The sequence below is a fragment of the Nonomuraea sp. NPDC047529 genome (assembly GCF_040642995.1).
Lineage (GTDB): Bacteria > Actinomycetota > Actinomycetes > Streptosporangiales > Streptosporangiaceae > Nonomuraea.
Genome location: NZ_JBEYTJ010000046.1, coordinates 13,004 through 25,275, shown reverse-complemented (window position 1 = coordinate 25,275; position 12,272 = coordinate 13,004). Strand labels below are relative to the sequence as shown.

General features: G+C 70.4%; 11 protein-coding genes. 4 read left to right on the top strand and 7 right to left on the bottom strand.

The annotated features are described in order from the left end of the window. Position 1: 1 nt before the first annotated feature. From ABZ815_RS44455 to ABZ815_RS44445, 3 genes are read right to left on the bottom strand one after another with little or no spacing between them, the layout of a single operon-like run. On the bottom strand, positions 2-754 hold the full coding sequence (locus tag ABZ815_RS44455; protein ID WP_357707809.1) for an amino acid ABC transporter ATP-binding protein: 753 nt from the start codon (positions 752-754) through the stop codon (positions 2-4). 1 nt (position 755) lies between these two features. Beyond that, a complete protein-coding gene (locus ABZ815_RS44450; protein WP_357707738.1) occupies positions 756-1,586 on the bottom strand; it encodes an amino acid ABC transporter permease in 831 nt (276 codons plus the stop codon). Continuing rightward, positions 1,583-2,449, bottom strand: a complete 867-nt coding sequence (locus ABZ815_RS44445; RefSeq protein WP_357707736.1) for an ABC transporter substrate-binding protein — start codon at positions 2,447-2,449, stop codon at positions 1,583-1,585. Before ABZ815_RS44445 ends, ABZ815_RS44450 begins: the two co-directional genes overlap by 4 nt. 122 nt (positions 2,450-2,571) lie before the next feature. Here ABZ815_RS44445 and lysA point away from each other — a divergent pair, with 122 nt between their 5' ends. Next, positions 2,572-3,807 (top strand): diaminopimelate decarboxylase, encoded by a 1,236-nt coding sequence (gene lysA / locus ABZ815_RS44440; protein ID WP_357707735.1) that lies wholly within the window; start codon positions 2,572-2,574, stop codon positions 3,805-3,807. A gap of 16 nt (positions 3,808-3,823) precedes the next feature. On the opposite strand, the gene ABZ815_RS44435 is transcribed toward lysA, so the two are convergent. Then, on the bottom strand, positions 3,824-4,339 hold the full coding sequence (locus ABZ815_RS44435; protein WP_357707734.1) for a pyridoxamine 5'-phosphate oxidase family protein: 516 nt from the start codon (positions 4,337-4,339) through the stop codon (positions 3,824-3,826). A 356-nt stretch (positions 4,340-4,695) separates the two neighbouring features. On the opposite strand from ABZ815_RS44435, the gene ABZ815_RS44430 reads away from it, so the two are divergent. Continuing rightward, a complete protein-coding gene (locus ABZ815_RS44430) occupies positions 4,696-5,724 on the top strand; it encodes a polysaccharide deacetylase family protein (protein WP_357707733.1) in 1,029 nt (342 codons plus the stop codon). Here ABZ815_RS44430 and ABZ815_RS44425 read toward each other — a convergent pair. Then, positions 5,699-5,989, bottom strand: a complete 291-nt coding sequence (locus ABZ815_RS44425) for a hypothetical protein (RefSeq protein ID WP_357707732.1) — start codon at positions 5,987-5,989, stop codon at positions 5,699-5,701. The genes ABZ815_RS44430 and ABZ815_RS44425 overlap by 26 nt on opposite strands. Positions 5,990-6,633: 644 nt before the next feature. On the opposite strand from ABZ815_RS44425, the gene ABZ815_RS44420 reads away from it, so the two are divergent. Continuing rightward, positions 6,634-8,754, top strand: a complete 2,121-nt coding sequence (locus ABZ815_RS44420) for a transporter substrate-binding domain-containing protein (RefSeq protein WP_357707731.1) — start codon at positions 6,634-6,636, stop codon at positions 8,752-8,754. A 55-nt stretch (positions 8,755-8,809) separates the two neighbouring features. Next, positions 8,810-9,784, top strand: a complete 975-nt coding sequence (locus tag ABZ815_RS44415) for a malate dehydrogenase (protein ID WP_357707730.1) — start codon at positions 8,810-8,812, stop codon at positions 9,782-9,784. Positions 9,785-9,818: 34 nt separating this feature from the next. Here ABZ815_RS44415 and ABZ815_RS44410 read toward each other — a convergent pair whose 3' ends face one another. Continuing rightward, complete coding sequence (locus ABZ815_RS44410) at positions 9,819-11,051, bottom strand: MFS transporter (protein WP_357707728.1); 1,233 nt, start codon at positions 11,049-11,051, stop codon at positions 9,819-9,821. 219 nt (positions 11,052-11,270) lie between these two features. Next, positions 11,271-12,221, bottom strand: coding sequence for a UDP-glucose 4-epimerase GalE (gene galE, locus ABZ815_RS44405; protein WP_357707727.1), 951 nt, complete (start codon positions 12,219-12,221; stop codon positions 11,271-11,273). Positions 12,222-12,272: the final 51 nt, after the last annotated feature.

Genomic DNA, 12,272 nt, shown 5'->3' with positions numbered 1-12,272 from the left:
TTCACAGCACCTGCCCGAGAAAGGCCCGGGTGCGTTCGTGACGTGGTGCGGACAGCACCTCGCGGGGCGGCCCCTCCTCCACGATCACGCCGTCGTCGATGAACACCAGGTGGTCGCCCGCCTCTCTGGCGAAGCCCATCTCGTGGGTCACCACGATCATCGTCATCCCGCTGGCCGCCAGGTCGCGCATGACCTGCAGCACCTCCTGCACCAGCTCGGGGTCGAGCGCGCTGGTCGGCTCGTCGAACAGCATGAGCTTGGGGTCCATGGCCAGGCTGCGCGCGATCGCGACCCGCTGCTGCTGGCCGCCCGAGAGCTGCCGCGGGTAGTGGCCGGCCCGGTCTGCCAGCCCCACCCGGTCGAGCAGCGCCTTCGCCCGCTCGGCCGCCTTCGCCTTCGGCAGGCGCTTGACCGTGCACGGGCCCTCCATGACGTTCTCCAGCGCGGTCATGTGCGGGAACAGGTGGAAGCGCTGGAAGACCATGCCGATCTCCTGGCGCTGGCGGCACAGCTCGTCGGGCCGCAGCAGGTGCAGCTTGCCGCCCTGCTCGCTGAAGCCCATGAGCTTGCCGTCGACCCACACCCGGCCCGCGTCGATCGTCTCCAGCCGGTTGACGCAGCGCAACAGCGTCGACTTGCCGGACCCGGACGGGCCCACCACGCAGACCACCCCGCCGGCCGGCACGTCGAGGCTGACGCCCTTCAGCACCTCAAGCTGGCCGAAGCGCTTCCTGACCGATTCGATCTTCACCATGCTAGTGGCCACGGCTGAACCTCCTCTCCAGAAAGCGCTGGCCGACGGTGGCCACGCTGGTGAGCAGCAAGTACCAGGTGGAGGCGACCACCAGCAGCGCGATCACCTCGAAGTTGTCCAGGTAGATGCGCTGGGAGACGGTCAGCAGCTCCGCGCCGGAGATGACCGAGACCATCGAGGTGGTCTTCAGCATGGAGATGAACTGGTTGCCGGTCGGCGGGATGATCACCCGCATCGCCTGCGGCAGCACGACCCTGCGCAGGATCTGCCGGTGGGACATGCCCAGCGACTCGGCCGCCTCCTGCTGCCCCGGATCGACCGACCGGATGCCGGCGCGGACGATCTCCGCCATGTACGCGCCCTCGTTGATGGTCAGCCCGAGCAGCGCCGCCGTGAACGGCGTGATCAGCTCGTTGGCCGGCCACTGGAGGAACATCGGCCCGCCGAACGGCACGCCGATCCCGATCTCGGGGAAGACCAGGCCGATGTTGAACCAGAAGATGAGCTGCACCAGCAGCGGCGTGCCCCGGAAGAACCAGGTGTAGAGGCCGGCCGCGCCGCGCAGCACCGGGCTGTCGGAGAGCTGCATGACGGCGGCGACCACGCCCAGGGCGACGCCGATGACCATGGACAGCGCGGTGAGCGCGATCGTGATCCACAGGCCGCCGAGCACGCGGCCGTCCAGCAGGAACTCGGAGATCACGTCCCAGTGGAGGTTGGGGTTGACGATGACGGTGTAGGCCAGCCACGCCATCAGCAGCGTCGCGACCGCCGCCGCGACGAGCCGCCCCGGTCTGGGCGGCTTCACCGCCTCGATCGGGAGCTCCATCATGCGCCGGTGTTGATCGTGACCTTGGGCACGGCGTTGGCCGTCGTGCCGTACTTCTCCAGGATCTTGCCGTACTCGCCGCTGTCGATCAGTTCCTGGAGCGCCTTGGCGACGGCGTCGCGCAGGCCGGTCTGCTTCTTGTCGATCGCGATGCCCCAGGGGCCGGCGTCGTACTGCTCGGCCAGGACCTCGTACTTGCCGGTCTCCTTGGCGTACATGGCGGCCACGGGGGAGTCGACGATCGTGGCGACGGTGCGGCCGGAGTCGATGGTGAGCAGGCCGGTGGGGGCGTCCTCGCTCTGCATGATCTCCATCTTCTGGGCGCACTTCTCGTTCTGGCGCTTGCCGATCTCCAGGTTGGAGCTGCCCTTGGCCAGGACGACCTTCTTGCCGCACAGGTCTTCGAGGGTCTTGATGCCCTCGGGGTTGCCCTTCTTGACCATGATCGAGCCGCCGGCGTTGAAGTAGTCGACGAAGTCGACGGCCTTGCGGCGCTGTTCGAGGTCGCTGAGCGCGGCCATGGCGATGTCCCACCTGCCGCCCTGGAGGCCGGGGATGAGACCGTCGAAGGAGGCGTTGATGATCCGGGTCTTCAGCCCGAGTCGCTGCCCGACGGCCACGGCCAGGTCGGCGTCGACGCCGGTCATCTCCTGGGTGCCCGGCTTGTACATCTCCATCGGGGGATAACCTTCCGAGGTCGCCATGCGGAGCTCGCCCGACTTCCTGATGGAATCGGGGACGAGATCGCTGGCGCTCTTGCCGGTCGAGGAGGGCGGCGTGGGGGTCGCCGTACCCGAGGTGGACCTCCCGCATCCCGCGCCGAGAGCGCAGGCCGCCACCAGGGCGATGACCAGGTGTGTTCGCATGGCATGTCATCGTGGCCAGGCCGTCAGGCGCCACCAAGTCTCGTGAAGGCATGCGACCCTCAGCAACGAATCCGTCGATGCTCGACCCCGTGAGCCCTCGGGGTTGCTTACGCTCGCCCCTCATGAGTTTGGACATCTGGCCCCAGACCGCCGCATGGCACGACGGGGAGCTGCATCTCGGCGGGATCGGCGCGGTCGAACTGGCCCGGGTGCACGGCACGCCCGCGTACGTGCTGGACGAGGCCGACTTCACCGCCCGCGCCCGCGCCTGGCTGGACGCGCTCCCCGACGGCGACGTGCACTACGGCGGCAAGGCGTTCCTCTGCCCCGAGGTGGTGCGCTGGCTGGACCGGCTGGGCCTGTCGCTCGACGTCTGCACGGGCGGCGAGCTCGCCGTGGCCATGGCCGGCGGGATGCCGCCCGAGCGGGTCGTCTTCCACGGCAACAACAAGTCGGCCGACGAGCTGCGCCGGGCCGTGGCCTGGGGCATCGGCTGCGTGGTCGTCGACTCCTTCGCCGAGATCGCCAGGCTGGCCGGGATCGCCGCCTCCCTGGGCGTGCGGCAACGGGTGATGATCAGGGTGACGCCGGGCGTGGACCCGCACACCCACGCCTTCATCGCCACCGGCGGCGAGGACTCCAAGTTCGGCTTCTCGCTCAGCGCCGGCGCCGCGGCGCTCGCGGTGGCGCAGGTGACCGCCGAGCCCTCGCTGGAGCTGTACGGCCTGCACTCCCACATCGGCTCGCAGATCTTCGAGCTGGACGGCTTCGCCACCGCCGCGGCCAGGATGGCCGCCTTCGCCGCCGAGACCGGCGTCATGAGGCTCGACCTGGGCGGCGGCCTCGGCATCGCCTACACGCCGGACGACCCCACCCCGCCCACGCCCGCCGAGCTGGTCGCCGTGCTCAGGAAGGAGACCCAGGGCCTGCACCTGGCCGTCGAGCCGGGCAGGTCCATCGCCGGCCCGTCCACGGTGGCCCTCTACGAGATCGGCACGATCAAGGGCCGGTACGTCAGCGTGAACGGCGGCATGAGCGACAACCCCCGCCCCGGCATGTACGGCGCCGCCTACACCGCAGTGCTGGCCAACCGCGCCTCCGACGCCCCTGCCGGTGCCTTCACCGTGGTCGGCAAGCACTGCGAGAGCGGCGACGTGCTGGTGCGCGACATCGCGCTGCCCGGCGACGTGCGGCCCGGGGACCTGCTCGCCGTACCGGTGTCGGGCGCTTACCAGCGCTCGATGGCGAGCAACTACAACCACGTGCCCCGGCCGCCGGTCGTGGCGGTGCGGGACGGCGAGGCACGGGCCGTCGTCCGCCGGGAGAGCGAGGAGGACCTGCTGCGGCTCTACCTGTGAGAGCCGCGCCGGCCGGTCAGGACGTGAGCTTGGCGAGATCGGGGGCGTAGACGGTCATCCAGTGCGGGTGCAGCCGGAAGTAGACGACGTCGTCGTCCCAGTCGAAGGCGTTCTCGCCGTAGAAGTCCTTGAGGTAGGCGAGCAGGTCGGGCCAGTCGGCGGCCGGCTCGCCGTCCTGCGGGTTGAGGATCTCCACCGTGCCGTGGGTGAACACGCCCAGGTCCTCCCCGCGCATGTGCGCGACGCTGGCCACCGGACGGGCCGCCAGGTGGCGTGCCTTGGCGGCCCCGCGCGCGGTGCCGAAGACCCACCTGCCGTGCAGGAAGTGGCCGTCCGCGCCGCTGATGCGGGGCTCGCCCTTCGCCGTCACGGTGGACAGGGCGAGGACGCACATGCCGGTCAGGACGCGGGTGAGCTGCTCGGCGTCCAGGGTGCGCTCGGTGACGATCGAGCGCAGGTGCGAGGTGGAGCGGGAGAGTGAGGCGTCGAGGAGCGCCTGAAGCTCTTCGAGCTCCTGCGGGGTTTCACGCATTGAGGTCCTTGTCTGTCCGTACGCACCGGCCCCCGTTCGGCTGGGCCGGCAGGACCATGCTCGTCCGGAAACCCGACACCCTGTGTCATGTTTTCCGGACTCAGGACGAATCTCTGACGCGGGCGGCCTGTTCCTCCTGGACCCCGCGGGCGGTGCGCAGGAAGCCGAGGATCACCGCCAGTTCGTCCGGCCCGTAGCCGTCCAGGATGTCGCTGCTCGCCCGCCGGTTCGGCCTCGGCAGGGAATGACGCTTTTCGCAATCCCTGACGCTTCTTTGACGAGGCCGCGGCGTGGCGCAGTTGATCATCTGGGTAAGGCCCAACCTGTAACAGTCGTACGCGTCTCGGGGGGTTCGGATGCGACTGGGTATTTTGACAGGAGCGGGGCTGCTCGCGGTCGCCGTCGTCCTGACCGGGTGCGACTCGCCGCCCGACACAGCCAAGATCACCGACAGCAAGGCCGAGGCCGCGGCCAGGCTGAAGCAGAGCAAGGCGGCCAAGATCGCGCTGGCGCGCAAGGTCAAGGCGAACGAACTGGGCCAGATCCCGGTGCTGATGTTCCACCGGGTCATCAAGAACCCGGCCACCACCGACGACAGGACTCCGCAGCAGTTCCGCTCGGACCTCGAACGGCTGGTCAAGGAGGACTACGTCCCGATCAGCGCCTCGGAGATGGTGACCGGGAAGATCAACGTCCCGGCGGGCAAGCATCCCGTGGTGCTCACGTTCGACGACTCGTCGCCCTCGCAGCTCACCCTGAACGAGATGGGCGTCCCGCAGCCGGACACCGCCGTGGCGATCCTGCGCGAGGTGGCCGCCAAGCACCCGGGCTTCAGGCCGGCCGCCACCTTCTACGTCACCCGCGACATGTTCGGCAAGACCGTGCGCGAGGAGCAGGCCCAGACGCTGGGCTGGCTCAAGGACAACGGCTTCGACATCGGCAACCACACCCGCGACCACGTCAACCTGCGCGGACGTTCGGAGAAGGAGGTCGAGGACCAGATCGGCGGCATCGCCAAGCAGATCGACGACCTGACCAAGGTCAAGCCGAACTCCATCGCCCTGCCGTACGGCAACCAGCCGAGCAAGAAGGAGTGGGCGCTGCACGGCAAGCTCTACAACCACGCCGGCGCGTTCCTGGCCGGGTACACGCCCGCGCCCTCGCCGTTCAGCAAGGCGTTCGACCCGGGCGGCATCCCGCGGATCCGCGTCATGGAGAAGAAGGGCGACTGCGCCCAGTTCTGCTCGGCGGCCTGGCTCGACTGGCTCAAGAACAACCCGGACATGCGCTACACCTCCGACGGCGACGTCAGCACGGTCGCGTACCCGAAGTTCAAGAACCCGTACCTGCGCAAGTCCTTCACCACCTGGAGCCTGCCCTACTGACGGACGCGCCCGAGCACCGCGCCCAGCTCGGCGGGCCCTGCGCCCTGACCGTGAGGGTGTCCTCGTCCTCCCAGCGCAGGAGGGCGGCGAGCCACCAACTGGTGGCCAGCCGCGGCGTGACCGTGCGCACGTGCTCGCCCGTCTTCGTGTCGAACAGGGCGACGCCCTGCTGGAGCACGCCGTCGGGGGTGAGCTCCCGGTGCCGTGACGCGATCAGGCGGCCGGAGGGGGACGGCTCGATGGTCCACTCCACGTTGCCCGGCATGGTGTAGCTCGCAGCAGGTGGCCCTTGGGCGAGTAGACGGCGAACCAGACCGATCTGAGGTGTCCCGGGGAGCGGCGGGAGGGCTCGCCGCTCTTCATGATGAGGCCTTCCGACGTCCATCCGGCCACCTGCCCGCGACCCGGGAGGCGGGTGGCCGTGCCGCGCGCGGCTGCCTGACGGGAGCCGTTCGACGGTTCCCGTCCGCAGGTCGGCCACGACGTGGGTGTTGTCACTGTCCCTCAGGAAGGCGGCACGCCGGCCGTCCCGGCTGAGGGCGAACATGCTCTCGTCGAAGCCGTACGGCGCTGGTGGGGGAGCATCGCGGGCGCGGGACGCCACTTCGTCCACGTGATCTCCTCGGCCGCGACCAGGAACGTGCACTCTCCCGTTGATCAACCGTAGCGATCGGCAGAGTCGGGATGCCAGGTTGGAAGCAGGATTTCCCGATGGACCCGATGCCGGCGGGAGGCCGTCGGCGGCCTGATCCATAAGCAGTCAAGACCGTAGTTACAGGGTCCGAATGGACGCTGTGTACGGGCTTTGTGTAAAAACCGGTGAGTCACGAACGGTTAACGGATCCCTGGGAAGTTGCTGAGCGTCGTAAAGTTTGCGTGGTTGGGGTTCAGTGAACGTGGGGAAGACGAATGCCGCAGATCGCGCCGCTGGTGGCCGGCGATCCAGCGCTGCTGGGTTCGTTCCGGCTGTCCGGACGGGTCGGCGAAGGCGGCCAGGGGATCGTCTACCTGGGCGTCAACGAGCAGGGCGAGCGCGCCGCGATCAAGCTGCTGCACGTGAAGTTCAGCGGTGACACGATCGCCAGGTCGCGTTTCGCCCGGGAGCTGAAGGCGGCGCAGCGGGTGGCCTCCTTCTGCACCGCGCGGGTGATGGAGGCCGACCTCGACGGCGACACGCCGTACATCGCGAGCGAGTACATCGACGGGCGGGCGCTGCGCGACATCGTCGAGACCGACGGCCCGCTCAGCGGCACGGTGCTCGACCGGCTGGCCATCGGCACCGCCACCGCGCTCACCGCCATCCACCACGCCTCGATCGTCCACCGGGACTTCAAGCCCGACAACGTGCTCATCGCCGCCGACGGGCCGCGCGTGGTCGACTTCGGCATCGCCCGCATCATCGACTCGACCGGCACGATCACCAGCCGCGCGATCGGCACGCCCGCGTACATGGCGCCCGAGCAGATCGCCGGCGACGACATCGGGCCCTTCACGGACGTGTTCGCCTGGGGGGCGACCATGGCCTTCGCCGCCACCGGGAAGGCGGCCTTCGAGGGCAAGTCGATCGCGGTGGTGCTCAACCGCATCCTGAACCACGAGGTCGACGTGGAGATGATGCACGAGCCGCTGCGGGGGGTGGTGCGTTCGGCGCTGGCCAAGTCGCCCGACGAGCGGCCCTCGGCCGACCAGCTCCTGCTGCGCCTGCTCGGCCAGACCGGCACGGCCGCCGGCGCCTCGACGGCGGTGCTGACCAGGGGCGTGCAGGTGGCCGGTGACGACACCACGCCGTTCACCCGGGTGTCGGCGACGTCCATCACCGAACGGCCCGTCACGCACGCCACCGGTCACCCCGCCGACCCCGCCGCCTCCGGCCGTCCGCCGGCCGGCACGGCCCCCGGCCACGACCGCATGACCGGGCAGCAGGTCCGCCATGACCGCACGACCGGGCAGAGCCGGTCGGGCCCGCCGGTGACCGCGCCCCCCGGCCCGGTGACCGGTTCGGTGACCGGCTCGGCGGCGGGTCACATGACCGGGACCGGGAGCCACGCGACAGGGACCGGTGGCGCGGGGCAGGTGGAGACGACGCCCCCCGGCCAGGGCCCCGCGCCGCGGCCCCTTGACGAGCCCGTGCCGTCCGGCGGCCGGCGGCGGCTCAAGGTGTGGCTCGCGCTGGCCGCCGCGCTCGTCATGCTGGTGGTCGTCGCCGTCGCTGCGATGGCGAACGGCTGGTCGCCGCTGGCGTTCAAGGGTGAGGTCGTGACCCCTTCGACGACGGGCAAGAAGACCCAGCGGCCCCCCACGTTCGCCTCGGTGGTGGACAAGGTCGCCCAGACCGGCAAGATCGTCATCGGCGTGAAGGCCGACCTGCCGGGCGTCGGCCTGCAGAACGGCGACGAGTTCACCGGCTTCGACGTCGAGGTGGCCAAGCTGGTGGCCGCGGCGCTCGGGGCGGAGGAGACCAGGTTCGCCCGGGTCGGCCGGAACGACCGGGCGGCCGCGCTGGCCGAGGGCAGGGTCGACCTGGTCGTCGCCACGTACTCGGTGGACAAGAGCGAGACCCGGTTCGCCGGGCCGTATTACGTGGCCCACCGCGACGTGCTGGTCCGCGCCGGCACCGACATCGACTCGCTGGACGACCTCAAGGGCAGGAAGATCTGCGCGCTCGACACCCCGACGGTCGGCGAGGTGCAGGACAGGGTGAAGGTCGAGCCCGTGACCGCCGCCAACTACGCGGAATGCATGGACCTGCTCAGGAACGGCAAGGTCGACGCGGTGCCCGGCGAGGACCTGATCCTGGCCGGGTTCGCCAGCCGGGAGAACCTGCGCTACAAGATCATCGGTGCCAAGCTGGACAACGAGCGGTACGCGGTCGGCATACGCGGCGGCGACACCAAGACCTGCGCCGCGGTCAAGGGGGTCATCGCCGACCTCTACCGCACGGGCACCATCAAGAAGCTCCTGAACAGCCACTTCGACAAGGTCGACTTCCAGCCCGAGCTGAAGGTGCCCGCGATGGAGCCCTGCGGATGACGAGCGGTAACATCCGAAAGTCCAACGAATTCATCCTGTGAGTTAGGGGAAGGCCATGGCCACGCCCGTCAAGGTAACCGTCACCGGGGCCGCCGGTCAGATCGGCTACGCACTGCTGTTCCGCATCGCGTCGGGACAGCTGCTCGGCGCTGACGTCCCGGTCAAGCTGAGCCTGCTGGAGATCCCGCAGGCGGTGAAGGCGGCCGAGGGCACCGCCATGGAGCTCGACGACTGCGCGTTCCCGCTGCTGTCCGGCATCGAGATCACCGACGACGCCAACGTCGCCTTCGCCGGCGCCAACGTCGCCCTGCTGGTCGGCGCCATGCCGCGCAAGGCCGGCATGGAGCGCGGCGACCTGCTCGGCGCCAACGGCGGCATCTTCGGCCCGCAGGGCAAGGCGATCAACGAGCACGCCGCCGACGACATCAGGGTCCTGGTCGTGGGCAACCCGGCCAACACCAACGCGCTCATCGCCCAGCAGAACGCGCCCGACGTCCCGGCCGAGCGCTTCACCGCGATGACCCGCCTCGACCACAACCGCGCGCTGTCCCAGCTCGCCGCCAAGCTCCAGGTCCCGGTCACCGAGATCAAGAAGATGACCATCTGGGGCAACCACTCCGCCACCCAGTACCCCGACCTGTACCACGCCGAGGTCGGCGGCAAGGTCGCGGCCGAGCAGGTCGACGGCGAGTGGCTGCGCGAGACGTTCATCCCGACGGTCGCCAAGCGCGGCGCCGCCATCATCGAGGCCCGTGGCGCCTCCTCGGCCGCCTCGGCCGCCAACGCCGCGATCGACCACGTGTACGACTGGGTCAACGGCACCGAGTGGACCTCGGCCGCCGTCGTCTCCGACGGCTCGTACGGCGTGCCGGAGGGGCTCATCTCGTCCTTCCCGGTGCGTTCGGTCAACGGCCGGTACGAGATCATCCAGGGCCTGGAGATCGACTCCTTCTCCCGCGAGCGCATCGACGCCAGCGTGGGCGAGCTGACCGAGGAGCGCGACGCGGTCCGCGAGCTCGGCCTCATCTGAACCCGGCGCGACACCACGGACGCGCGTCCCCGGCTCAGCGGGGGCGCGCGTCCGTCGTCGTGAGGGGGAGGGCGGCGGCGCGGGTGCGCTCGGCCCAGCGGGCCACCGGCGGCACGGCGAGCCCGGCCGCCAGGAACAGCCCGCCGAACAGCAGCCAGCCCGGCAGCCCCCAGCCCACGATGACCGTGGTCATGACGGCCGGCACGACGATGTTGGCCACCTGCTGGCCCATCCCGTACAGGCCCTGGTACTGGCCGATGGCCTGCGGCGGGGCCAGCTCGTACGACAGGCCCCAGGAGCCGGCGGCCTGGAGCAGCTCACCGAAGACGTGCAGCAGCGCGCCGCCGAACAGGGCGACCAGCGCCACCCAGACCGGCTGCCCGGCGGCCAGGGCCAGCAGCACGCAGGCCAGCAGCAGGAACACGCCCGAGCGGCGCTGGGCGCGGGCCGCGCCGGCCGCGTCGTCGGTGCCGCGGCTGAGCCGCACCTGAAGGAGCGTGACGGTGACGGTGTTGACCATGGCGACCGCGGCGACCGTCCAGGTGGGCGCGGACGTGCGCCCGGCCACCCAGAGCGGGATCGCGATGGTGAGCAGCCCGTTCTGCATGAACAGCACGGCGTTGAGCAGCGCCAGCACCGTGTACGGCCGATCGCGCAGCACGATCCAGACCGGCTCGCCCGCCTTCCGCCGGACCGGCGCGACCGACGGCACCCGGAACGTCAGGGCCGCGCTCCCGAGGTAGCAGAGCGCGCAGCCGAAGATCATCCCCAGGTACACCGGCCTGCTGTCGAAGTGCAGTGCCGCGCCCGCGCCGAGCCCGCCGACCGACCAGCCGACGTTGGTCACCGCCCGCAGGTACGCCCGCACCCGCACCCGGTCGGGCCCCGGCACCGCGCCCCCGACCAGCGCCGCCCGCGCGGTGCCCTCCGCGGCCTCGGCGAACGTCACCAGGGCGGCCACCACGACGAACCCGGCGAACCCCGACACCAGCGCGTACACCGGCACCAGCAGCCCACCCGCGGCGGAGAAGGCGATCTGCACCCGGCGCGGCCCGGCCAGGTCGGCCAGCCGCCCTGCGGGCAGCCCGGCGGTGAGCCCGACGGCCGCGGCGATCGTCATCCCCAGCCCGATCTCGCCGTCCGACAGGCCGACCGAGAGCTTGAAGAACAGCACGCTCACGGTGACGAACAGGCCGCGGCCGACGGAACGCAGGAGTGTGGCGTAGGTGAGCGCGCGGACGGTCCCGCTCTCGGGGAGGAGTGACACGGCGGAACACGCTACTGGTCACCCGGCATCTCCTACTCGTCCACCCCCGGGCAGGAGGGGACGGGCTGGGCGGCCGGCGCGGGCTGGGAGGTCGCGAAGATCACCCCGGCTGCCGCGGCGAGGCTGCCCAGCAGGATGAGGGCACCAAAGACCAGCTTCGTGACCCTTGGTGAAAAGCTCCTCACATTTGGGTATCACAGCACATACTCGCCACCCGCATCAGGCGTTCCCGGAAAGTGCCGTCCACGCGTCGGAGACGATGTCGCGCAGCGCCGCCCGCTCCGCCTTCCAGCCCAGGTCGCTCTGGATGCGCGCGGACGAGGCCACCAGGACGGCCGGGTCGCCGGGCCGCCGGTCACCGACGACGACCGGGATCTCGTGGCCGGTGACCTCGCGGCAGACCGAGATCACCTCCTGCACGCTGAACCCGGTGCCGCTGCCCAGGTTGTAGATCTTGTGCTCGCCCTCGGCGATCGCCTCCAGGGCCAGCAGGTGCGCCCGCGCCAGGTCGCTGACGTGCACGTAGTCGCGCACGCAGGTGCCGTCGGCAGTGGGGTAGTCGGTGCCGAACACGCTCACCGAGTCGCGCTCGCCGGTGGCGACCTTGAGCACGTTCGGGATGAGGTGGGTCTCGACCGTGTGCCGCTCGCGGAAGCGGCCGTAGGCGCCGGCCACGTTGAAGTAACGCAGGCTCACCGCGCCGAGCCCGCGGATGCCCGCGTAGGCGCTCAGGGCGGTGTCCACGGCCAGCTTGGAGGCGCCGTAGGGGTTGGTCGGGCGCGTCGGGTCGCTCTCCTCGACGGGGGAGCGCTCGGGCTCGCCGTACGTGGCCGCCGTGGAGGAGAAGACGATCCTGCGCACGCCCTTGTCGCGCATGGCGTCGAGCAGGGCCAGGGTGCCGCCGAGGTTGTTGGCCCAGTAGAGGCCCGGCTTCTCCACCGACTCGCCCACCAGGGACTTGGCCGCGAAGTGCAGCACGGCGTCGATGCCGTCGAGCGCGTCGTGGGCGTTCGTGATCGACTCGCGGACGAACCGGGCGCCCTCGGGCACCGCGTCCTCGTGGCCCGTGGACAGGTCGTCGAGCACGGTCACCTCGTGCCCCGCCTCGACGAGCTGCGCGGCGACGACGCTGCCGACGTACCCGGCGCCTCCGGTGACCAACAGCCTCATGTTCACTCCTGTTTACATATGTTTGATTTTGTACGGCTTGCCGTTCAGCAT